We start from the raw sequence: 24146 nt of genomic DNA on the forward strand, positions 1-24146 counted from the left end.
CGGAATTTTATTTTTCTTGAATAATGTACTATTATTCAGCCTGATTGAACTCAACACGATATGCTAGTTCAGAGAGTTTTTTTTCGGTATTATCTCTTTGCCTGAAATTATCATATCGTCCTAGCTGGCTCCAGATTTCAGTTAGCACTTCTTCCGAAACTGGTGATAAAAAAAAGATTGCAGCCGATCTTCTAGTTAGTAAATTTTCATACGGCAGCTCCCATTCGGTAATTAAACCGTCCTGCTTCATTCTCTCCAGATGTTCTTTAACTACAATTATCTCTTCTACATTTCCTATTTGTGCCATTTTTTGCCTCCTATTATTATAAATTAATAATTATCAATTACCCGCATTCCTCTTTCTAGTTTAATTAGCCTATCAGCCTTATCAAAATATCGGTCATCATGGGATATAACGATAACTCCTTTACCTTGTTTCTTAAGCATTGGTAAAAGTTCGTCGTAAAAATATTGCCGAAATTCGGGATCTTGTTCTGCTGCCCATTCATCAAAAATCATCATAGGCTTATCTTCTAAACAACTGACAATAAAAGCAAGTCTTTTTCGTTGTCCAGTAGATAAATTAATTGTTTTAAATTCCCCCTCACCATTAATTTCTACTTTATCATGTATTTTCATTAGTTCAAGATACTCTAGTATTTTTTCTTTCTTACTCACATAATCAATACCGTATAACTTTTTAAACAGATTAAAGTCAGTATATACTGATGAAAACAACTCATTTTGTTCTTTGAGCGCAGCTACTTTTCCGTTAATACATATTCTGCCGCTTAAAGGAGAATAAAGGCCCGTTATGAGTTTTCCCAATGTAGATTTTCCACTTCCATTTCCTCCGGTAATAAACACAATTTCATTTGATTTAAATTCTGTTGTAATTGGGCCTAATGTAAAATCACCTTCTATTTTGATTCCTTCCTTATTCTTTGATATATATTTATAGGTAACTTCTTTAAATTGTATTGTAATGACTTTAGGATAAGATGTGTTAATTTCTTGCTCTATGGTTATATCGCCAGTAGATACCTCTTCCAAATCATCAATTAATTTATTTATTCTTTTAACGTTAACATTTAATTGAGTAAGTTTAGGAATCGTACCTGCAATTGCCCCAAATGGACCAATCATATAAAAAACAATAAAAAGATTTTCCCTCAATTGATTCGTATTAATATCTAAAAACAAAATAGGAAAAAGAAACACAACTACTCCAAAAACAATATTATACATTAATGTGTTGTATAGATCAAAATTCAAAAATTTTATTGATGCCGTTTTATTTAATTCTGTTGATAAGCGCGAATACTTCTTCATATCGTTCCAGAATGCAAAACGTCTTAATCTATTCAAAGCTAACTCTTTAAAACCATTTACCAAATCCTGCATTTGCCCAAAATATGTATCTTGTATATTACGGTTTTCTTCCCAATATTTATATGCAATCCTGCTTGTTATAAAACTGATAAATCCGTTTATTAATATAATGCCTAAAGATGCAACAAAGGCATATATACTCTTACTCAACAAATATAAAAGGCAAAAAATTATAGTAAGTAGATTAGAAGCAAATGAAACAGTGTAAGTTGGAACATGAGCTAATTCTGCACAATCGTTATTTAAACCTGAAAATATTCTCTCTCTTCCTATTCCTTCAATAGCCTGATAGGAAGCGCGCATAATTTTATCAATCATATTCATTCGTTTTTCATAGGTGATTTCATTCGTTATAACAATCATGCGTCCTTGCAAAAGTTTAATCGTATATACAAAAAACAAAAGTGCAAAAACAAAATATAATAATAGTTCTTTGGAATACGCCAAGTCCCGGTTAAATGATTCATTGATAGTAAAAATAATTAATGAACTGGCAATACCATTTATTAAACTTAATGGTATCAAAGCTACATAACCTTTTTCATTATCTTTTGGAAAATTAAAGGTCAGCAAAATATATAGCATAAATATATTAAATGTAATATACCCTACTATGCAGCCTGCCATAATTGTTGAAGCTCCCCATACATTAACTGCATCCCAAGGTAATCTTTCCAACAAGATATTAGGCAGATAATATACGCAAAAGCCACAAAATACCATTAGGGGTATTGCTAATAACAGACCAGCTACTTTTGCACCTTTTAGTTTGCTTCTTATGCGTTCTCCTTTTATAAGTTCTATAAATGCCTTTAGCAGCAGGAATACAAACAGCAGGCCAAGCATAACTGCTCCAACTATCACTATTGAAAAAACAGTATCTAAGCTTTTATATAAATCCAATGTATACCTTGAAATATCCTTACCTTGAATAATATTTAATATATTGTTCGCCAGATAATTAACAGCATTTGAATTCATATTTGTAAGGATGCAAATTCCTAATTTGTTTTCTGGTTGCATAAGTAATGTGGATGAATAGTTTGGATTATTCCCATCATGTAGAATATTTTTTCCCTTTAAATTAACTTCCCAACCGGCTGCATAATAATTGTTTCCCTGTGATGCTACTGTTGTATTTCCTATATGTGATTTTTCTATAATTTCTTCATATTGCACCGGCACATCGATGAGCCCCATTTGAATTCTCATCCACCGTTCCATATCTTTTGCACTGGAAATAATATATCCAGCAGGAGTATTCCCTCTATATCTTGGTGCATCATAAGGTTGCGGATCAAAAAATGTAATTTTGTATCCTTGTGCCAATAATCCGGATTTCCTTGCTTCTTTTTGAAATAAGTATGTATTGTCAAGACCTAATGGATCAATTACATGTTCCTGCATAAAATCTTCATATGTTTGTCCAGAAATAATTTGAATAATATATCCAAGTATATCATAATTGATTGTTGCGTATTGATATCTATCTCCCGGATAAAAATCAAGCTGTGTATTCACTAACGTTTTTACTGTTGCTTGCAGCATGTTCTCTGATGTACCTTCTGGCAGGTAGCCAATTGTTTTGAACGGAATTCCACTTGTATGATAAAGTAAATTAGCTATTGTAAGCTCAACTTCTTCGTCAATCCTTTCTCCGTCATATATACCTTTATAGCGGACAGAAAACCATGGGATATAATCTGTAACAAAATCATCAAGTGATAACTTGCCCTGGTCTTCCAATAATAATATTCCTAACGCTGTGAACGCTTTGCTCATTGAGCCTAGTTCAAACAAGGTATTCTGAGTTGGAATTATTTCATTTTCTTTATCTGCATAACCATACGACAGATATTTTGTTTCCTCCCCATTAACCAAAACAACAGATGCTCCGGGAACTTTTGATTTTATCAAAACCTCATTCATTAATTCGTCTATCCGCTCTTGGTCTATCTTATTTAAATCAATTTCTTGAAATGTACTTAAGGATTCAGCCGAAAAAACATTCTTTGAAGCTGATAACGACATAATTATTACTATAATAATGCAAATAATTTTCTTCATATGATTAATCCCTTCGAAATATATCTATAATGATTAGCGGGCAAATATAATCTCTTTTTTATTTCCATCGAATGGATACTTAACTTTCGTTGTTCTTAATCTTCTCCTTTACATATTCACATAAAAGGCTTAAGGAAGTAAATTTGTTGTAATCAAGATTTACATCATCAAACTCAAAACCAAATTTATTTTCTAATGTAATAACTAATTTTATAAAAGATAGCGAATTCATACCCAGTTGTATCAAATTGTCATTTTCCTGCAAATACTCATATGCATTATCTACAAAACTATTTTCCGAAATTGCTTCAATAATTAATTCTCTAACATTCATAAACACTGCTCCTTGTAATGTACATTTTATGTTTTTTATCTGTATAAAAATTTATTCTATTGTAAGCAAATGAATTTTTCTGAATAATTTACTCTTAAGGATTAATAACAAATCAATTATCAATTAAGCTCTGTCATCTATTTATACATGTTATATGTTACATAGCATTATTATTTATCAAAAAAAATATAGCTCCGCCCAATCAACTATTCAATTGAATACTCTACAAGGACGTTGCTATATGTTCCTTATCATCTATCAACGCGACCGCCCGACGATTAATTTTTGATAAGTGCTTACATCAATTTTTAAATGCAAACTCAGTTTAAATAGAATTAAATCTTTTCTAATACTTCCAAAGCAACAGATAAACGCCTGTTGTCACCCATCATAAAAACTTCTATTATTGCCTCACGCTTATGTCTATTTATCTTTTTAATTTTACTTTCCATTCCCATTAATACTCCAGAAACGACCCTAATCTTATCCCCTTCAATATATCCAACAGAATGTTCAATACAATAATCTGAACCCATAATTTTATTTAAATATACCCGCTCTTCTTCTCTTAACCTTATATCATATTTATTCTCGTAATGTAAGAACAAGTATACATCTTCTATACACTGCATAATTGGAAATACAAGTTTTATAAATTCATTCTCTTCATATTTAGACTGAATAAAAACATATCCTGGAAAGCAACTTTTTTTTTCTATATAAGTAATACCTTTTTGCTTAAATACAACTTTTTTCATAGGGATAAATGGCAAGAAATATTCATTGTTAAGTCTCTTTTGAAGTATCTTCTGTATCTTTTCTTCACAACCCGTTCTTACATATAGTATATACCAATTCTTCATACCACCCCCAGCATAACACTTCCTTACGAAACTTAAGAATATTAAATTAACTAACTGCAGATTATTTTGTTTTACTTATTAGCTTCAACAAAATCCAGAATTTAAAATTGAATCGTTAACGTTTTATTAAATTATTTTACATATTATAACATAATATAACATATTATTCTTTTAATGTCAATATATTACTTTCCACTTAGAGGATTACATACAGCAATACCTATATATTTAGACAAATATATCTATAAATAGCAATATATATACATTATATTCTTTTTTATTTACTTTTTATTGACTAATTGGAGGACTAAATGTACAATTTTACTAAAGTACTGTATTTTAGTGACAAGTATATGACTAAAGATTTAGATGTGGAAATATCAGGAAACTGTTTCGATCAAAATGTAACAATAATATTTATAAAAAATAACTATAAATATTATGTTTCTGCATTAGGAAGTCATTTCTATTGTTTTGTAGGGGGGTCACATAATGATAATTGTAAAATATTTCAACAATTTTTTAGAAGAAATTTCACAAACCTCACAACACTATTTAATTTTGGGCGACAATATATTAGGAAAAAAAATATATGAATTAAGCCTATTTGGTATTCCAGACTTCTTTATAGAATGTGTACCAGAAAAAATAGAGTTCCTAAATTCCTTTCTAATAAATAAAATTGGTAGTATATCAACTATTAATATACTCCTAATCTTTCCTTTAGATTCCAACTTTGATGATATAATATCTTCCCTTCATAACACTCTTAAACTGGTTGTAAATTTATATATATTCAGCAATAATGATTTAAATACTTGGGGCGGAATATGCTATGAGGGGAAAAAATATATTTTTGATTTAAATAAATACATGTTTAGTGACCCACCGTTTATGAGAGAGGCCTTCAGCATGGTTCCCTACTATTCACCGGGATACTTAAAAGAATTAAAGAATGAACCCGGCTATATTGTTGTTAAAAATAAAGATACCATTGGTCTAGAGGATTACAAAAGCAGATACATAAATCACAGCAACGGTAAAAAAGTAACCGTCTATGAAAAAAGTCAATATGCCCATAAAATACATGTGTTTGGTGATTCCAGGGCTTATGCAATATTAACAGAAGATAAATATACCTTTTGCAGTTTATTACAAGGCAAGCTTGATAAGGATGCTTTATCTTATCAAGTAATTAACTATGGAATACCTGGTAAAGATATTGAAAGAATGGTCTTTCAAATAAAACACGCGGACATTAAAAAAGGTGATCTTGTGTTTCTAACTACGGGAACTCCTGATTTCCAAGGTAATATACCTTTAAATATTGAAGTCCGAATGGAATATTTAACTGAAATTCAGGAGCTCTGTAATAACTTAAATGTAAAGTTTGTTTATATGAATATGCCCACTTTAATAGAAATAAAGAATCCAACCGAACTGGAACGAAGCATGCAGCAAGAGTTTCAAAGTATTCATTTTTCAGACTATAATCCTAAAGTCATTCACGAAATAAACGAACTTACTAAATTTAGATGTATGGACTTAGGTATTATTTATTATGACTTTACAGAAAAATTCCAAAGACCTCATGATTATGGACATCTCTTTCTTAATTTTCGCCACTATGGACCAAATGGGAATTTATTAATAGCTGACGAATTATATAAAGCTGTGCAATGGTTAACTGCAACAAAGAATCACCTTATAACTGAGGCAAAAACTCTAAAAGAAAGCAAAGACTCGGACTTTTTAACGAAACTGGAAGATATATTTGTTAACAGAGACTTAACGGCCTATATTGAAGACATTAAAAAATTCAAAGTTAATAAAGAAAACATCGGAGCTGTTCTTATGAACTGCAATCCTTTCACGAAAGGACATAGATTTTTAATTGATTATGCAGCAAGTAGAGTAGATCATCTATATATCTTTATCTTACAAGAAGAAAATGGTGATTTTTCCTTTGCAGATCGTTTTTGCTTGGCAAAACAAAACACTCTAGATTTGTCAAATGTTACCATTTTGCCCACCGGTAAAGTTATGGGGTCAAAAATTTTCAATTCCGAGTATTTTAAAAAAAGCGAATTTCAGACTGGTGTAGTTGATTTAAGTAAAGATGTAATACTATTCGCTTCAAAGATTGCTCCTATCCTTAATATTACAAAACGCTTTATCGGTGAGGAACCAAATTGCAACGTCACACGTCAATTTAATGAACAAATTATTGAACTATCACCCAAGTATAACGTTGAAGTTGAATGCATCCCACGTAAAAATACTACTAATGGTAAATCCGTTATAAGTGCATCCATTGTGAGAACATTATTAAAAGAACAGAAATATGATGAGCTGAAGGAGCATGTAACACCTATTACTTATGAATTTTTAAAAAAGAAATATTTTGCTGATTATATTTCTTAGAGAAGTATATAAAAACTCTCTGCCATAACTCATAATATAAATCAGAGGTAAGCAAGAGGCAGAAACTGTCTTACTTACCTCTGATTAGAAATAGTGATAGGTGTTTGCGAAACAACCTTTTTATTGAATTAACGAATCAAAACCACTAAAATAAGGGCGCTTTGAACTATCACCTATCTATCTTAAGTACTCCCCTCCGGGATATAAGGTTGAGGCATACAATCTCTTTACCTGCGGTATGGGGTTCCCAGATGGTACATCCTCAAGATTATACTCCGTTCCCGAATAGATGTATGCCCATTTATCATCATATACAATAGCATCCTCTATCCCCCTGCCGAATAAATCTCCATGTATGACGTAACCATCCTGTGAAAAGGATACTATTTCTTCCATTTTTCCGTTATACAAAGTCGGCATTACACCGCCTCCTCTGCGGTAGGCAAGGATATAATCCTTTCCTTCTCCATTCCAGTTTCGATAAGTATCTACAATGGTCAGCCAACCCTTTGTTTTCCTGTCTTCTTTCCAAAGCTCTTTTCCGTCACAGTCAATTAAGAACATTCCGTCTCTACCGTCCCATTGACCTTTATAGCCATCACCTCTTACAATTCTGTCAAGCCCTGCTATCTGAAGTCCCGGCAGGTCTTCACAGAATCTACCCAGTGCTATATGCTGTGATTCAATAGAACCAGTATAACGCCAAAGCTCTTTTCCATCTCTGTCATAGAGGCAGGTTACGCTTCCACCTACAGCAAACTCCGGTAATCCATCACCATTCACATCCCCTACCCAGAGGCAGTCAGCATGGTCATCTAAATCTTTACAGGACCAGAGAACTTCTCCTTGATGATTTAATAAGTCATAACCTGCCATAATTTCATCAAAGCCATCTCCGTTTATATCGTAAACCCATGGATAATGCCCTAAGTTACCGGAATGTTTCCACAGCTGTTTGAAATTATTATCCATAACCCACATATTCTCATAGCGGTCTTTTAATATAATATCCGTTGCTCTTTCATTGCCGGATACATTGGCAATTACTATACAATCATGGGCATTCTCACCCGGAAGTTCATAGGATTTTTTTACTTCTCCTGTTTTACCGTCAAGAATCAGAAAACGCTTATCCATGACGCAGAGGACTTCCAGACAGCCATCTCCATCAATATCATATACCTGAGCCGGAAAGTCAGAGCCAAATCCACCTGGTTTATCGGTTAATTCCCCCTTCTGCCATAACTGTTCCCCTAAGAGGCTATAGGCAGTAATGCAGGTGACCTGGTGAGGTACATAGCGGTCATCAATATTACCATCTGCCTGTACGATAAGTAATTCCATTCTACCGTCACCGTTAATATCTCCTAGCAGGGCTTTTCCCTTTCCTCCGCTTTCTATATTAATCTTTCCTAATAAATAGGGATCCATTTTATTCTCCTTATACTAACTCGTTTCTATAATTTCTATTTAAGGTGTCCTATCATATAGGTACATTATTAATTGATTTATGCAAGATAAGGTAATACATATTTCCATTCCATATCACTTGCATAATAAAATTTGGTATAACAGGGCTGATTATAACAATTATTCTGCCATGCAATTCCGGTACGGTACTGGATATCATGCATTAGTGTAAACAATTTATGCTCCGTTACTTCTGCATTTATGAAGATACGAATAGCACTGTTATCTGCTTTGCGCAGCAGTAATTCTTCTCTGAAATCTCCAAATATATCAGCGACTAAACAAGGATTTCCTTTTGTACCATTATTCGTAGCCATTCCTTCTGGTTTTAACATAATTCCATGGGTATTATCCTGAATGGTTCCGCTGTGATTACCAAAGATATCATTGCTGTCTAAAATCTGCGTACTCATATCCCCTGCCCATCGAATACTCTGATTTGTCCCCAGTAGCTTATCAGGCAGCAGCTCTCCGGTACAAGAATAAACCTCTTTTACCCAGACCTGCAACCCTCTTACCTTTGGATTAATGTCACCAATCATACACCTTCCCAAATCAGTTTCTGCATATTCCCCAAAGAATACCTCTCCGGTTTCTGCATCCCTTAAAGCATATCCATAGGGGGCGGCCTTAGCACCTTCAAAAACATTAAATATCTCAAGTCCCGGGCGATCCGGATCTATACACGCAACATGCATGGCATCACCATGGCCGAATTTAGCATAGGTTCCATCCGGAAGATATCCGTAGCTGCTGTAGAGAACAGTGCCGTCATGGTCTATAACTGCTCCGCCATATATAATTTCCTGAAAACCATCCCCATCAACGTCAGCAGTGGAAAGACTGTGATTTCCCTGTCCTGCAAGTATTCCATATACTGGGTCAGTACCAATATCACCATGCGGATTATTTGCAAACGGATTACTCATAGGAACAAAACCAGAATCTACAATAAAGTGTTCCTTAAAGGTATTATCAAAGAACTCATAAGCTGCAATGCAGGCTCTGGTATAATATCCTCTACATATAATTAGATATGGGCGTTCTCCATCAAGATATGCAACACCGGATAAAAAGCGGTCAGAGCGGTTACAAGGTTCTATACGATTCATAGAATAATCTCCCCACATTAACCCGTCATCAACTCTTTCAAAAGGGAACTGTATCGTTTCTATTTCCTCACCTGCTCCAGAAAACATAGTTAAATATTCTGGGCCTGTCATAATAAAGCCTTCAAATTCATCCATTTTATTTTTACTGCTTCTGCTTGGTGCATATACCGTGATAAAATAATCTGTTAGCTTTTCAGCATCTTCTGTACTTAAGGGATAATTGTATGTTGGCGGTATTCCAAAACACTCTTCTAAAGTCTTTGGCCATCTTCCTGCAATTACTTCTGGATGGTTATGCCATTCTGTAAACATTCGAATAAGATGTTTTTTATAGTCTTTTGCAGAATAAACATAATTATCCTCATGGGTATAGCCGTCTGCAACATCCTTAGATGGCATTGTTATTAATTTCTCAGATTTTATACTGCCATCCGTATTGTAAGTTGTTATTTTAGTTCCGGGAGCTGTTTTTACTGCCATTTCTGCACGCCCGTCATTATTAAAATCGTAAACCATAAACTGGGTATAATGTGCTCCCGCTCTGATATTCACGCCCATATCAAGTCGCCATAAAAGCTGTCCGCTTAATTTATAGCAGTCAATATAACACTTTCCGGTATATCCTCTAATGGAAACATCATGAGAATTACTGGGATCCCATTTCACAAAGTACTCATACTCGCCATCTCCATCTATGTCACCTACACTCATATCATTTGCATTGTAGGTATATGTTTCTCCAGCAGGTGTGATTCCCCCTTCTGGTATTTGTAACGGTATATCAATGTAATTTTCCCCAGACTTCCAAGGTTTTATTTCCTTAGAAGGGCAGTCTTCTACACCCTCTTTTAAGGCAGCAACCGAATATCCATCCTCTGCCGTACCATTCCTATCCAGATAGTTTGTACTGTTTGTAACTACAGAAAGCTTCACTCCGTTTTTATAAACTACATAGTCAGTTCCTGTCATACCGGTAGCATTGTACCCTGAAACTTCTTCTAAAAACATTCTCCAAGTAAGGAAGTTGCCTTCTTCTTTTCTTATAACGACTAAACCTCTGGACAGTTTTTCTAATTGTTCTTTAAATACTTTTTTTACAGAAGTTTTAAGGACATTACTTTGACTTTCTTCTACGTTATTCTTTACAGATACAATTTTTAAATAATGGGGTACATGGGTTGCTTTTCTTACGCAGAAGGTCGGTGCCAAAACCTCCCCGATGCATTTATATTTCATAGTGGGAGTATCTTTATCAGCCCAATAAATCCGGTAGCTATCGGCTCCTTCTAAAATATCCCAGGAAATTTCTATAAAATCTTCCTCTACTTTTATTGCTTTTAATCCGGTTATCATATGATTACCCTCCTTATATATTCAATATCCCCAACGCAAAACAGTCTGCCTGCCCGCAACGGCATTTATTTTCCCATAAATTTGCTTATTAGATAATAAAATCAGGGCCAAAAAACGCACCGCCTGAAACGACTGGGTTACGTTTTTCAGCCCTGAACTGGTACGGATATTTCCGTTACAAATTAGTTAGCTGTATATTGTGCATTTACTTCCTCAATTACACTGGCACCACCTAAGTCTAACCATTGCTGCCATGCTTTTTTAAGACCTGCTTCATCAATTTCACCACAGATAAACTGTGTTCTGGTATCCATTAATAACTGATCTAATGTTGCTCCGCTTAAAGAGTAAGTCGCAGAGTTTACCAGATAAGCACTTGCAGGATTAAATACTGCCTTATCAATGTTTGCCTGCTTCACTGCTTCTTCCAAAATATTTCTTTCTGTTTTAGCAATCGATACTTTAGTTGGTTTCATATTAGGGATAGATGCTACCGTCTGGTTTAATGCTGCATAAGCTTTAGATGCTACAGCATCTTCTGCATCAAGGTCAACTAAATTGCCGTCTTCACCGATTTCCCAATGAATTCCTTCTAATCCATAAGAAGACAATATCATCATGTCATCATCACACATTTTGTCTAAATAATTTAAGCAAGCTGCCACTTTTTCTTCTGTGTCTGCTGCCTTGGTAATTACGAAGAAACCATTGTAACCGGAAGTTGCTAGTGTTCTATTGTTAATAGAACCTACTAAGTTCATAGACGCTGGCTGGCTGGCATCAACTACTGACGGTACATTGTTATTTACAAAGTAATCCCAGATTCTTCTGGAACCGTCCAGTACGTCGATAAACATACCACATTCTCCATTTTTAACACTGTCCTGCCAAGTTGCTGTATCTCTAACTGCCCAGTCCTTGTACACTAAACCGTCATCATACATCTTTTTCAACCATTTTGCAGCTTCTAAGTATTCTTCTGTCTGATGAACCGGTACTAACTTTCCATCCTGTTCAACCCAGCCGTTACCTACACCAAACCAAGTCTGGATAATATCAAAAGGTCCCGTGTATTTACTTAATGCCAGACCGTATGTATCATTCTTACCATTACCGTCAGGATCATTGTATGTAAAGGCATACATCATGTTATACACATCTTCAATTGTTTTAGGTTCTTCTAATCCTAATTTTTCAGCCCAGTCTGCACGATATCCCATACCGTTACGTCCGATATCTCTTGCTCTGTATATACCAATTAACTGTCCATTAACGGTAAGACTCTTGTTAACATTTTCATTTGCCTGCGAAAGATTCGGATACTTTTCTGCATCAAACATAAATTCATTCAAATCCCAGAAAGCACCTGCTTCTGCGGCACCAGTAATAGCAGCAGTCATATTTCCAACAGCAATAATCATAGGCATATCATTTGCAGAGGCTAAGGTTAAGCTTAATTTATCTTCGTAGTTATCACTAGGAACCCAACTAAAGTTAACTTTTGTATTTGTATAGTCTTCCATTTTTTTGATAACATCCTCTGAATGTTCACCAGATACAGGACTTCCTTCAAAGTCAAATGTCATCATGGATATGGTTGGTCTTTCTGCCGCACCCTCTGTTCCAGGCGTATTTGTTTCTTTTCCCCCATTGTTGCTTGATGTGTTACCGCAACCTGCAAGACTTCCAGCCGCCATTGCAGTAACTAAGAATAAGGCCAGTGCTTTTTTTACACTCCTTCTTTTCATAAATACAATCCTCCTTAAATGTAAGTGTTATTATTTATCAGTAAATGGTTTAGCCTTTAACGGCACCAACCATTACACCCTTAGTAAAAAATTTCTGTACAAAAGGATATACAGCTAAAATCGGAATCGTTGCTACCACAGTAGCTGCCATCTTAACCGCTTTATCCGGTGGCGTACCCAAAATATCAAAATCAAACATATCCGTCTGAATTCCGCCTGCTAGTAAAACAATTCGGCGAAGTACAATCTGAACTGTTTCTTTTTTAGGGTCCTGCAGATAAATCATAGCGCTAAAGTAATCATTCCAATGTCCTACTGCATAGAACAGAGAAATAGATGCCAATACCGGTTTTGACAATGGTAAAATAATCTTAACAAAGATACCAAGGTCGTTACTTCCGTCAATTCTAGCGGCTTCTTTCAGCTCTGCCGGTATCTCCTGGAAGAAGTTTTTAATAATAATCATATTAAATGGGCTAACTGCTCCTAATAGTATTAAGGACCAGAAGCTGTTATACAATCCTAGATTTTTTACTACTAAGAAAGTAGGAATCATACCACCCGAGAATAACATGGTGACAATAACCAGATTGAGTACTACATTTCTTCCCTTAAAATCTTTTTGAGATAACGGATACGCAAAGGTAGTAGTAAAAAACATATTGGTAATGGTACCTACCACTGTCAGGAAGATAGAATTCTTAAGACCTCTAAAAATTTCTCCTGTACGTGTAATATAATTGTATGCGTTTAAGGATACCTCTGTTGGTATGATAAAAAAGGCCTTTTCCGTTAATTCCTTTTCTGTAGCAAAGGAACCTGCAATAATGTATAAAAAAGGTAACAGTGTTATTAGTCCAACCAGACCTACTATAACATAAATTGCTATTTGTACTGCTCTGTCAGCGGGGCTTGATTTAATCTTATTTTTATGCGCTTTCTTGAGTTTCATTTATAAATTCTCCTTTCAATTCCCTTAATAAATACCGGACTCTCCAGCCTTCTTGGCAATCTTATTGGAACCTAAAACCATAATCATTCCAACTACGGATTTAAATAAACCTGCTGCCGTACTGTACGAATACTGAGCATTGGTTATACCTTTTTGATAGATGTAAGTATCGAAAACCTCTGCTGTGGACATATTCAGAGAATTGCGCATTAAGAATATCTGCTCATAGCCTGTATTTAAAATAGAACCTACACGAAGAATTAACATAATAATAATGGTCGCCTTAATTGCAGGTAAGGTAATATGCCACATCAACCTCCAACGATTTGCACCATCTACTCTTGCAGCCTCATAAAGCTCCATATCTACGCCTGATAATGCGGCCAGGAAGATAATTGTTCCGTATCCTGTTTCTTTCCATATACTCTGTCCGATGATTAATCCTCTAAAGTAGGAGGGTGATCCAAGAATATTAATGGTGTCTCCTGATATCTGTTTGATAATCATATTAACGATACCGTCATTTATATTAAATAACTGGTATGTCAAACTGGCAATAATAACCCAGGATATGAAATGGGGTATGTATATAAAGGTTTGTATGGTTCTTTTATAATTCTGATGCTTAATTTCATTTAACAATAACGCCAATATAATCGGTGCTGGGAAATAGAATACCAGGCTTAATAATGAAATTGACAAGGTGTTTCTTAACAGCATCCAGAAATCTGCTCCTGTGAAGAAGTTTTTAAAATGCGTAAGTCCTACAAAAGGGCTTCCTTTGATTCCTAAAAAAGGACTATATTTCTGAAATGCAATTATAATTCCGCCCATTGGCATATAGCGGAAGATTAAGAAATAAAGTGCACCAGGCAAAAGCATTAAGTAAAGCCATTTGTGCTGTTTGAGGTATTTCAAAAAACCACCTGATTTTTTGCTACTGACAGGTTTGTTCTTCGAATAAGATAAACTTTTTCCCATTGGTAAATCTCCTATCTTAAAATTAGTGTGGAACATTAAGTTAATCCTATCTTACTAGGGATGTTGTCATAACGTCAATAATCATAATATCTACATCGATTTTCATTGTGCATATTATCCAAAACATTTCAATGCATCTATACAATTTAAACATAGGATAATCATTTTTTTGCCTGATTACACACAAAAAAATAAAATGATTATATGTGCAATACACCGTAATTGTGCACTATACATATAACCATTTCATAGTAATCAGTCTATATAGTAAAACATAACAACTAACACAAAACACAACTCGTCATAATAATCATTGCTGTCTAAAAATAAGAATATCCTTTGTGTACTTTAGAATTCTTCCAGATTCTTATACTCCTGACGGTACTTACCAGGCGTCTTTCCTTCTAATTTATTAAAGAAACGGATAAAATTCTGAGAGTTTGTATAACGGAGCTGAGAAGCTATTTCTGATACGGTCATATTAGTCTGAACCAGTAACTTCTTCGCCTCTTCTAACCGGTACTCACTGACATAATTACTAAAAGTAGTATTTTTTTCAACTTTCATAACCTTCCATATATATGTAGGATGATAATTTAACTTCTCAGCACATTCTGTCAATGTTACATCTCCCTTGGTACTTTCTATGAGCTCCTGTATATCTTTCATAATTTCTGAAGATTTACTTGTTCTAAATTCTTCTAAATTAGCTATAATCGGAACAATTACTTCATACTTTAAAAACCCGCTTATTTTATCCATATCATATATCTGATTAAACCGAAGCAGTATATTGGACAAATCATTATCAAATATTTTATTCACACGCAGTCCTGCATCTATAGCTACCAAAATAATAGCAATCATACATCGTTGCAAACTAAGACTCATTTCATTATTTCGTACATTATTCGTTTTTAAAGAATCAAGAAACACATCCACCAGTTCAAACGCTTTTTCTTTCTCTCCTGTATCAACCGCTTCTTTAAGTTCCCTCTCTAACATCCTATCATAAGTAAAACCACTTTCTTCTGTAGTGAAATCTGAATAGAACATCAAATCATTGTGTACTTCATAGTCTTTTGACCTGCTAAATATTTCATTCCCTTTCAGTGCCTCAATACTTTCCTGATAGGCGTATCTAAATTCCTTTATATCTTCATAAGCTGAGCTGATACCCATACTAATATGTAGATTATACTTGTTCCTAACGAATATGTCCAACTCAGAAAAGCTATTCATTATCTTTTCATCTAATTCTTTTTTGTCATCTGCTGTCACAGCACAGGTAATAGTTCTGGCATTGCAAACCGGAGGCATAATAAAGTTACCGGTTATTTTATCCGGCATATTATCAATGGTATCAATACGCAAAGCATCCTGCCTGGCTTCATCATAGGCCTCCTCTGAACTTTGGGATTTTAGATTAATAGACATAACCATAAAGTATCTTCCTATACTTAAATTTAGTTTCTCCATATAGGAATGAATCTGTTCTTCCTTAATATCACCGCAAATCAGATGCAGCTGAAATAACTCCATAAGCTGAGGCTGCTGACTTATAACCAAGTTCTCTAGGGTTGTATTATTGTCTACCAGATTATCAATTCTTTTTGCAATCAAATCAAATTCATTGTTTATGGTGCCATTCTCTTTCGTAGGCGATAATCCTGTCACATACTTTGCCAGTTGAAATACAGGGGAGTATAATTTATTGGTAAATAACCAAGAAAGAGCAAGTATGACTATCATCAATCCAAACATCAGGAAAGTTATGGACAGGATGGCCTCACCACCATGATTGACACTATCCCAATCATAGCTTACTATATAGTACCAATCCATCGCGTCAGATTCCTTGACAGCTATACTGTATTCCCTGCCTTCTTCGCCTTTTAACATAGTGTTACCAATTAGCTGCTTGTCAAAATCATGGTTTTCAATTTCTTTGATACAGTTCCTGGCAACCTCTAGATTCGTAGAATAAATAAGATTTCCTTCTTTATCCAAAACAGTAATATCAGCACCAGCTAAATCTTCCTTTAGCACACTTTTCAATTTGCCCATGTTCAAATTTACTACCAGCATACCATTGGGATTCTTTTGTATCAGCGGAACATTAAGTATTAAAGATATGTTTCTTAAGTTCACAGCTTCTGTTGCCAGCGTTTCAGTAGAAGTTGTAAGCCTTGTAATCCAATAATTCCTTTTTAAGTTATCATCCATGAGATGAAAAACTTCCTCTACTTCTTCCTTATTCTTTACCACTTCATACTTGTACATACCACGATTACTAAGAACCCATTCTGTATGAAAATTGATAAAAGTGTATCCTTCTATATATTCTGTGTAATAGGTAGGTCCCCATAACGTCTTTCCCGCCTTTACCAGCTTTGTATAATCAGAGTACCAGATTTCATCCTCTAACAGCCATTTGATTTCTTCCTCTTCTACAGCTTCAATATAATTTTTACGAATATTAAATAAAAGAGTATCCACACGATTTTTTACCTGGTTAACTGAGGCTGAACTGGAGGACTGGATTTTATCAGCCAGCTCTGTCACATAAGTATGGTAGGAGTAAAAACCGAGAAATATAATTGGTATCAAAGTGATTATTACTATGGAACAGAATATTCTGTATTTGTAGTTAATGTTTAGTCTTGATGATTTCATAATAGCACCCTTTGTGTAATCCACTTTCATTCTATAGTTTTATATATAAAGTATATCGGATTTTAGAAAAAAAATAAAGCAAAAACATTAATTTTTTGTGATTATCCACTTTGTATTTGTGTATTTTATATAATTTACCCTAAATAATCATTTTATATACTGTTTATTATGAATAATATATAATGATTATTGCATTTGTAACTATCTATACTTACAATAAAAACAAAAGAATTTCCATTCCAAAATATTACAACAAGGTTTAACGAAGAAAGGAAAACAAAAATGAAACAAAGCAAAACAAACATTTACCTAGTCTCTGATTCTACCGTCCAATCTTATGAAGATAACTTTTATCCTCAAACAGGTTGGGGACAAGTTTTTATTCAGTTTTTTAAAGACGGAGACAAATGCATCGAAGAAACTGTAGCAGATTGTCCATATCCTCAGGCAAGAATATATGAAACACCTGCTTTACATATTGAAAATAGAGCTATCGGAGGCAGAAGTTCCCGTTCTTTTATAGAAGAAGGAAAATGGGACAACCTCCTGCCCAAATTAAAGGAAGGTGACTTTGTCTTTTTACAATTTGGACATAATGACGCAACTATTAACCGTCCTGAACGATATGTAGCACCAGAAGATTTTCCCAAATTCATTTATAAATATATCAATGACTGTAAAGAGAAGAAGGCAACCTGTATTCTTGTAACTCCTGTTGCCAGAAGAAACTGTGAGGAAGACGGCAGGTTTCATATAAGTTTTCAGCCTTACAGGGAAGTAATGTTAAACATAAGCGAGGAAGAAAATATTCCTTTGCTGGATTTAGGCAGGTACAGTACTGACTTTTGCAATGCTTACGGAACAGAAGAAAGTAAAGAATTGTTCCTGTGGGTAAAAGCTGGTGCGTACAAAGACAGTGCATATGCAGAAGGGGTTAATGATAATACCCATCTGCAGGAAAAGGGAGCACTGGCCTTTGCAAATATTGTGGCAGCCCTTATTGAAAAATATAATAAGGACAACCAGCTTGACCTGTTAAAAAGCCTGGTGGAGCCTAAATCCTTATCACCACTGGACTCACTGTAAATGACAACATAGAGCATCAAACCAAAGGTTACTTCCATAAAAACACTCATGTAGCTTTTGGTTTCATAAAACAGCAAAAAAGGGGGGACAAACTGTTAAACGGCATTTATGTATTGTGGGTTAATGTATAATTTATTTAATGAGGAGGTATATAATGTTTAAAAAATCGTTAGCAGTATGTATTATTTTTTTACAGATTTTCTTATTATGTATTCCAATGCAGTCTTCCGAAGCTGCTTCTGCAAGGCAGATGGAAAAACTGGACCGTGGTGTCGTAGCCGTAAAGGTAAATAATGGTGTATTCATAAGCTGGCGTATCTTCGGTACAGAAGATACCAACGTTTCCTACAAGCTCTATCGAGGTTCTACCTTGGCAGCTACCATAACCGGTGCTAGTAATTATACCGATACTGCCGGTACTGCCAACTCAACCTATTCAGTAAGTGCTGTTATTAACGGGTCTGAACAGGCTAAATCAACACCTGTTACTGTATGGAGTAATAATTATCTTCAGATTCCCATGCAGATTCCAGCCGGCGGTACTACACCCGATGGTGTCTCTTATACCTATAGTGCCAATGATTGTAGTGTAGGTGATTTAGATGGTGATGGTCAATATGAAATCATTGTTAAATGGGATCCGTCCAATTCTAAAGACAATTCACAAAGCGGTTATACCGGTAATGTATATCTAGATGCATATAAATTAAACGGTACACGCCTTTGGAGAATTGACTTAGGAAAAAATATACGCGCTGGTGCCCATTACACCCAGTTTATGGTCTATGACTTGGATGGAGACGGTAAAGCAGAAATCGCTTGCAAAACAGCAGATGGCACCATTGATGGGATAGGTACAACTATCGGTAATTCCGGTGCTGATTACCGTAATTCTTCTGGTTACGTCTTATCAGGACCTGAGTATCTGACCATCTTCCAGGGACAGACAGGAAAGGCTTTATATACTACCAACTATGAGCCAGCCAGAGGAACTGTATCTAGTTGGGGCGATAACTACGGTAATCGTGTTGACCGTTTTCTTGCTGCCATTGCATACCTGGATGGTTCTCGCCCAAGTCTGGTTATGTGTCGAGGCTATTATACCAGATCTGTACTGGTTGCTTATGATTGGAACGGTTCTGCCTTGACCAAGCGCTGGACTTTTGATACAAATGCCAGCGGAAACTCAAGCTACGCCGGTCAGGGTAATCATAATCTAAGTGTTGCCGATGTAGATGGAGATGGTAAAGATGAAATTATTTATGGTGCCTGCACAATTGATGATAATGGAAAGGGACTCTACAATTCAAATCTGTTTCATGGAGATGCAATGCATGTAGGTGATTTAAATCCTAACCGCCCCGGGCTTGAAATCTGGAGCTGCTTTGAATCAACAAAAACAAATGGTGGCGTCGGAGCTGCCATGAGAGATGCAAAAACCGGTGAGGTTTTATTTACCTTTTCAAGAAGCAGTGATACCGGAAGGGCTTTATCAGCTGATATAACACCGGATTACCCCGGTGAAGAGGTTTGGGCTTCAGGCTCTCAATTGTACAACTCTACCGGACAGATTATTGGTTCTGCTCCTTCATCTGTTAATTTTGCAATCTGGTGGGATGGAGATGAATTAAGAGAGCTTTTAAATGATGTTACAATTACGAAGTACGGCGGCGGTACTTTACTAACTGCATCCGGCTGTGCTTCCAATAATGGTACCAAAGCAACTCCCGGCTTACAGGCTGATATTTTAGGTGACTGGAGAGAAGAGGTTGTCTTTCGAACCACTGACAGCAAATATCTGCGTATTTACACCACTACGGCACCTACTACAAGAAGAATCTATACACTGATGCATGATCCTGTATACCGTTTAGGTGTTGCCTGGCAGAATGTGGCTTACAACCAACCGCCACATACAAGCTTTTTCCTTGGAAACGGCATGTCCAATCCACCGACTCCAACTATTTATCTTAAATAATTCATTGTTATAAACTAGAAACAAAAGAGGTAAACCTACTAAGAAAGGCAGACACAATTTAGTTTCTGTGTCTGCCACTTGGTACTGTTTACCCCTTTTGCTTAGGAATTACTTGTTACGAAAAATAATCTCTTCTCTTCCAGGTCCATTGGAAATCATAGTAATAGGTACTTCCAGTTCTTTTTCGATAAATTCAATGTATTTTCTGCAATTTTTGGGAAGCTCTTCATACTTTGTAATTCCCCTGATTTCTTCCATCCAGCCTGGCAAGATTTCATAAACCGGTTTTGCCTTTGCCAATTTTACCGTGGTAGGGAAATCTTTTGTTATTACACCATCTATTTCATAGCCTACGCAGATTGGAAGTTCTTTAAGATAACCTAAAACATCCAGAACAGTTAAAGCAACTTCTGTCGCACCCTGCATACGGCATCCGTATCTGGTTGCAACTGCATCAAACCAACCCATGCGTCTTGGTCTTCCAGTGGTTGCACCGAATTCGCCGCCATCACCGCCTCGTTTTCTTAGCTCGTCTGCTTCTTCACCAAATATTTCACTTACAAATTCTCCTGCACCCACTGCACTGGAATAGGCTTTGGCAACCGCTACCACCTTCTTAATTTCATAAGCAGGAATACCAGCACCAATTGCACCGTAGGAAGCAAGGGTTGATGAAGATGTAACCATTGGATAAATACCAAAATCAGGATCTTTTAAAGCACCTAGCTGGCCTTCTAATAAGATATTTTTGTCTTCTTGTAATGCCTGGTGAAGGTATGCTGCAACATCACATACATAAGGCTTAACCATATCCCTGTACTTTAAAAGTGTGTTAAACAGCTCCACAGAATCGATTTTTGGCTTATGATACATGTGTTCTAATAATATATTTTTCATTTCACATACATGGTTAACCTTTTCTTTTAATACTTCTTCATCAAAAAGTTCAGAAACCTGAAAACCAATTTTTGCATATTTATCTGAATAAAATGGAGCAATTCCGGATTTTGTAGAACCAAAGGACTTTCCTCCAAGTCGTTCCTCTTCATATTGATCAAATAGTATATGGTATGGCATCATAATTTGTGCCCTGTCAGATACTAAAATCTTAGGAGCGGGTACTCCTCTGTCTACAATGGATTTAATTTCCTGAAATAAATAAGGTATATTCAGTGCTACTCCATTCCCTATAATACTGGTGGTGTGGTCATAAAAAACACCGGATGGCAGTAAATGAAGTGCAAACTTTCCATACTTGTTGATAATTGTATGTCCAGCATTACTTCCTCCCTGATATCTTACGATAATGTCTGCTTCCTGTCCAAGCATGTCCGTAATCTTACCTTTACCTTCATCGCCCCAATTGGCGCCTACGATTGCTTTTACCATACCAAAAACCTCCTGTTTTTTGAATTGAACGAATAGTATTCATTCCTTTCTTTCGAAAAAAATGGCATTGTAACAAATGCTACAATGCCTTATTACTTATTTATTATAGTTTATATTAATCCATAAGTAAAATCAATATTATTTATATACTACATAACTTTCACTTATGTTTTCAAAATGCAATCACACCTATTTATTTATTTTAACCCAACTAATTCTTTTAATTCATGCTCCGTATAAACTTTAATGCCATTCTCCTTTAATAGAGCCGCTGTTAATCCATTTCCCTCAATCAGCACTCCCTGAAAAGTTCCGTCATATATTTTAGCAGAGCCGCAGGATGGACTATTACTCTTTAATATTGCCGCATCACATCGGTATAATCTGGCAAGCTTAAGTGTCTCTATCGCACCTTTTTGAAACTCCTCTGTTACATCCAGGCCTTCTTTTGTTACTGCTCTTCCATCCGTTAATTCCACCGGCTTTCTCGGTGTGGGAAGTCCCCCTAACTGTTCCGGACAGACCGGTATTAATGTATGCTTATTCATAAGCTTTACAATGTCTTCCTGCAATACTCCATAGCCATTATATCTGCATTCTACTCCTAATAGACATGCACTTACCAGAATATTCATTGTGTGCCTTCCACTCTCTTAATTTTATGATTCCATCGATTATCTTCAATCAAAATCAACTTAATTATATAACTTTATCAAACCTCAGATAGAATTCCCTCTTATAACAGAACAATCTATACTTATTTCATTATTTCGTAGTACTTCCAAAGCCACCATTTCTCTTATTCGTTGCATCATCATCAAAAGTGATACCATATTCCACAAAGATCCCCTGCATGAAACCGGTTCCTGTTTTAAGTTCTAAGGTTTTTCCTTCATTGCTGTCATTTGTAATTTTAGCAAAGATATGTCCTTCATTGTCAGAATAAAAATAGTCGCTGTCAATAATACCAACTGTATTATTCATTTGCAGGCGGAATTTAAAGCCAAGCCCACTTCTTGGATAACACTTTAATACCCAGTTGTCTTCCATCTCCACTCTTATACCTGTAGGTATTTTTATTGTCTCCCCAGGTGCAAGAATAAAACTTAGGGGACTGTAAAAATCATATCCGGCAGACCCTGCGGTAGCTCGTTTCGGAAGTTCTATTCCTTCATACACCTGTTCCGCTGTCTCCGCTGCATCCTTTGGAAAGGTATCAAGCCAGTCCTGCTTAAATTGTTCTAAACTAACTTTGTGAAACTTTGCTATTCTTTTCATGTTTAAACCATTTCATAACCTATTAGTATTTTCTATTAGGTTACTGCTGCAAACAGAATCATTAAGATTCTTGCAGCACCTTTCTTTTCCTATTGTATTTAGGTAATTGTTAAACGTAGATTACCTATCTTATATTAAATCTTGCCCCATCATTTTTAATAATTCTTTTGCAGCCGTTGATATTGGATTGGTTCCGCCTGTGATAAGGCAAAAAGATCTATCTGAAATCTCTCTTTGAAACTTTAATTCAAATAATTCTCCTGAATCTATATACTTCTCTGCAAAATTTCGGACCACAGATCCGATTCCTAAGTTTCTAAGTGTAAATTGTACAATCATATCACTGGTTGCCAATTCAAATTCCGGCTTTAATACCACACCATTATTCTTTAGGATTTCATCTACATAGGTTCTGGTACTTGTTATGCCTTCCAAACATACAATTGGTAATTTCTCTAAATCAGAGAATATTAACGTTTTTCCTTCCAGATGGCGAAATCTGCTGCCGGCTACAAAAACATCTTTGATTTTTTTTACTTCGGTTACGGTTACATCCGGCTTTGCCCGAAAAGGACTGCTTACAATTCCAAAATCTATTCTTCCGTCATAGAGATATTCCAAGGTTTCTGGTGTTGGAGCATTTGTAACCGTTACCTTAATACCCGGATATTTTAAATGAAATTCTTCCAGATAGGATAAAAGATAGTATTGAAGAGTCATATCGCTGGCGCCAATGCGAATCTCACCATTTTCTAAATCTATCATCTTCTTGAATTTTGTTTCACCTAATAAAATATTTTCATACCCTCTTGCAATATAAGTATATAGCACTTCCCCTTCCGGCGTCAGCTTTACTCCTTTTTGGGTACGTATAAACAGCCTGCTGCCAAGATTATTTTCCAAAAGCTTTATTCCTTGACTTACAGCCGGTTGGGATATACATAATTCTTCTGCAGCTCCGGTAAAACTTCCGTGCTTTATTACATAATAAAATATTTTATAGTATTCAAGATTTATATTCATATGTGCCTTTCTATCCGACT

General features: G+C 35.4%; 17 protein-coding genes. 3 read left to right on the forward strand and 14 right to left on the reverse strand.

The features are described 5' to 3' along the window. Positions 1–31 precede the first annotated feature (31 nt). The 4 genes from acsn021_RS18785 to loaP all read right to left on the reverse strand — a co-directional run bounded on the left by acsn021_RS18785 (position 32) and on the right by loaP (position 4656). Positions 32–307, reverse strand: coding sequence for a hypothetical protein (locus tag acsn021_RS18785; protein WP_184091590.1), 276 nt, complete (start codon positions 305–307; stop codon positions 32–34). Between the two features lie 23 nt (positions 308–330). Next, positions 331–3459 (reverse strand): cyclic peptide export ABC transporter, encoded by a 3129-nt coding sequence (locus tag acsn021_RS18790; RefSeq protein WP_184091588.1) that lies wholly within the window; start codon positions 3457–3459, stop codon positions 331–333. Positions 3460–3538: 79 nt separating this feature from the next. Further along, complete coding sequence (locus acsn021_RS18795; protein WP_184091586.1) at positions 3539–3793, reverse strand: acyl carrier protein; 255 nt, start codon at positions 3791–3793, stop codon at positions 3539–3541. A gap of 335 nt (positions 3794–4128) precedes the next feature. Then, complete coding sequence (gene loaP, locus acsn021_RS18800) at positions 4129–4656, reverse strand: antiterminator LoaP (RefSeq protein WP_184091584.1); 528 nt, start codon at positions 4654–4656, stop codon at positions 4129–4131. A gap of 492 nt (positions 4657–5148) precedes the next feature. Between loaP and acsn021_RS18805 the strand changes: the two genes are divergently transcribed. Then, positions 5149–7080 carry an SGNH/GDSL hydrolase family protein gene (locus tag acsn021_RS18805; protein WP_184091582.1) on the forward strand — a complete coding sequence of 644 codons (1932 nt, stop codon included), beginning with the start codon at positions 5149–5151 and terminating at the stop codon, positions 7078–7080. Positions 7081–7257: 177 nt separating this feature from the next. On the opposite strand, the gene acsn021_RS18810 is transcribed toward acsn021_RS18805, so the two are convergent. The 6 genes from acsn021_RS18810 to acsn021_RS18835 all read right to left on the reverse strand — a co-directional run bounded on the left by acsn021_RS18810 (position 7258) and on the right by acsn021_RS18835 (position 17372). After that, on the reverse strand, positions 7258–8511 hold the full coding sequence (locus acsn021_RS18810) for an FG-GAP-like repeat-containing protein (RefSeq protein ID WP_184091580.1): 1254 nt from the start codon (positions 8509–8511) through the stop codon (positions 7258–7260). A gap of 77 nt (positions 8512–8588) precedes the next feature. Next, positions 8589–11015 carry a rhamnogalacturonan lyase gene (locus acsn021_RS18815; protein WP_184091578.1) on the reverse strand — a complete coding sequence of 809 codons (2427 nt, stop codon included), beginning with the start codon at positions 11013–11015 and terminating at the stop codon, positions 8589–8591. A gap of 182 nt (positions 11016–11197) precedes the next feature. Beyond that, positions 11198–12763 (reverse strand): extracellular solute-binding protein, encoded by a 1566-nt coding sequence (locus tag acsn021_RS18820; RefSeq protein WP_184091576.1) that lies wholly within the window; start codon positions 12761–12763, stop codon positions 11198–11200. A 49-nt stretch (positions 12764–12812) separates the two neighbouring features. After that, positions 12813–13715 carry a carbohydrate ABC transporter permease gene (locus acsn021_RS18825; RefSeq protein WP_184091574.1) on the reverse strand — a complete coding sequence of 301 codons (903 nt, stop codon included), beginning with the start codon at positions 13713–13715 and terminating at the stop codon, positions 12813–12815. Between the two features lie 24 nt (positions 13716–13739). Further along, positions 13740–14696, reverse strand: coding sequence for an ABC transporter permease (locus acsn021_RS18830; protein ID WP_184091572.1), 957 nt, complete (start codon positions 14694–14696; stop codon positions 13740–13742). Positions 14697–15044: 348 nt separating this feature from the next. Beyond that, on the reverse strand, positions 15045–17372 hold the full coding sequence (locus acsn021_RS18835) for a helix-turn-helix domain-containing protein (RefSeq protein ID WP_184091570.1): 2328 nt from the start codon (positions 17370–17372) through the stop codon (positions 15045–15047). 282 nt (positions 17373–17654) lie between these two features. Here acsn021_RS18835 and acsn021_RS18840 point away from each other — a divergent pair, with 282 nt between their 5' ends. Further along, on the forward strand, positions 17655–18458 hold the full coding sequence (locus tag acsn021_RS18840) for a rhamnogalacturonan acetylesterase (RefSeq protein ID WP_184091568.1): 804 nt from the start codon (positions 17655–17657) through the stop codon (positions 18456–18458). A 154-nt stretch (positions 18459–18612) separates the two neighbouring features. Further along, a complete protein-coding gene (locus acsn021_RS18845; RefSeq protein WP_184091566.1) occupies positions 18613–20436 on the forward strand; it encodes a rhamnogalacturonan lyase in 1824 nt (607 codons plus the stop codon). Between the two features lie 108 nt (positions 20437–20544). Here the strand turns inward: acsn021_RS18845 and acsn021_RS18850 are convergent, their stop codons facing one another. The 4 genes from acsn021_RS18850 to acsn021_RS18865 form a co-directional block, all read right to left on the reverse strand. Further along, positions 20545–21825: an adenylosuccinate synthase gene (locus acsn021_RS18850; protein ID WP_184091564.1), complete on the reverse strand. Its 1281-nt coding sequence runs from the start codon at positions 21823–21825 to the stop codon at positions 20545–20547. A gap of 197 nt (positions 21826–22022) precedes the next feature. Further along, on the reverse strand, positions 22023–22460 hold the full coding sequence (locus tag acsn021_RS18855; RefSeq protein ID WP_184091562.1) for a DUF523 domain-containing protein: 438 nt from the start codon (positions 22458–22460) through the stop codon (positions 22023–22025). A 130-nt stretch (positions 22461–22590) separates the two neighbouring features. Continuing rightward, positions 22591–23103, reverse strand: coding sequence for a dCTP deaminase/dUTPase family protein (locus acsn021_RS18860; protein ID WP_184091560.1), 513 nt, complete (start codon positions 23101–23103; stop codon positions 22591–22593). A gap of 129 nt (positions 23104–23232) precedes the next feature. Then, positions 23233–24126: a LysR family transcriptional regulator gene (locus acsn021_RS18865; protein WP_184091558.1), complete on the reverse strand. Its 894-nt coding sequence runs from the start codon at positions 24124–24126 to the stop codon at positions 23233–23235. Positions 24127–24146 lie beyond the last annotated feature (20 nt).

Origin of the sequence: Anaerocolumna cellulosilytica, from assembly GCF_014218335.1 — a bacterium.
Classification (GTDB): domain Bacteria; phylum Bacillota; class Clostridia; order Lachnospirales; family Lachnospiraceae; genus Anaerocolumna; species Anaerocolumna cellulosilytica.

Coding starts and splice junctions, on each gene's coding strand:
- acsn021_RS18785 (WP_184091590.1), bottom strand. CDS start 307: ATGGCACAAATAGGAAATGTAGAAGAGATAATTGTAGTTAAAGAACAT.
- acsn021_RS18855 (WP_184091562.1), bottom strand. CDS start 22,460: ATGAATATTCTGGTAAGTGCATGTCTATTAGGAGTAGAATGCAGATAT.
- acsn021_RS18795 (WP_184091586.1), bottom strand. CDS start 3,793: ATGAATGTTAGAGAATTAATTATTGAAGCAATTTCGGAAAATAGTTTT.
- acsn021_RS18790 (WP_184091588.1), bottom strand. CDS start 3,459: ATGAAGAAAATTATTTGCATTATTATAGTAATAATTATGTCGTTATCA.
- acsn021_RS18830 (WP_184091572.1), bottom strand. CDS start 14,696: ATGGGAAAAAGTTTATCTTATTCGAAGAACAAACCTGTCAGTAGCAAA.
- acsn021_RS18840 (WP_184091568.1), top strand. CDS start 17,655: ATGAAACAAAGCAAAACAAACATTTACCTAGTCTCTGATTCTACCGTC.
- loaP (WP_184091584.1), bottom strand. CDS start 4,656: ATGAAGAATTGGTATATACTATATGTAAGAACGGGTTGTGAAGAAAAG.
- acsn021_RS18835 (WP_184091570.1), bottom strand. CDS start 17,372: ATGAAATCATCAAGACTAAACATTAACTACAAATACAGAATATTCTGT.
- acsn021_RS18850 (WP_184091564.1), bottom strand. CDS start 21,825: ATGGTAAAAGCAATCGTAGGCGCCAATTGGGGCGATGAAGGTAAAGGT.
- acsn021_RS18815 (WP_184091578.1), bottom strand. CDS start 11,015: ATGATAACCGGATTAAAAGCAATAAAAGTAGAGGAAGATTTTATAGAA.
- acsn021_RS18805 (WP_184091582.1), top strand. CDS start 5,149: ATGATAATTGTAAAATATTTCAACAATTTTTTAGAAGAAATTTCACAA.
- acsn021_RS18845 (WP_184091566.1), top strand. CDS start 18,613: ATGTTTAAAAAATCGTTAGCAGTATGTATTATTTTTTTACAGATTTTC.
- acsn021_RS18810 (WP_184091580.1), bottom strand. CDS start 8,511: ATGGATCCCTATTTATTAGGAAAGATTAATATAGAAAGCGGAGGAAAG.
- acsn021_RS18820 (WP_184091576.1), bottom strand. CDS start 12,763: ATGAAAAGAAGGAGTGTAAAAAAAGCACTGGCCTTATTCTTAGTTACT.
- acsn021_RS18860 (WP_184091560.1), bottom strand. CDS start 23,103: ATGAAAAGAATAGCAAAGTTTCACAAAGTTAGTTTAGAACAATTTAAG.
- acsn021_RS18865 (WP_184091558.1), bottom strand. CDS start 24,126: ATGAATATAAATCTTGAATACTATAAAATATTTTATTATGTAATAAAG.
- acsn021_RS18825 (WP_184091574.1), bottom strand. CDS start 13,715: ATGAAACTCAAGAAAGCGCATAAAAATAAGATTAAATCAAGCCCCGCT.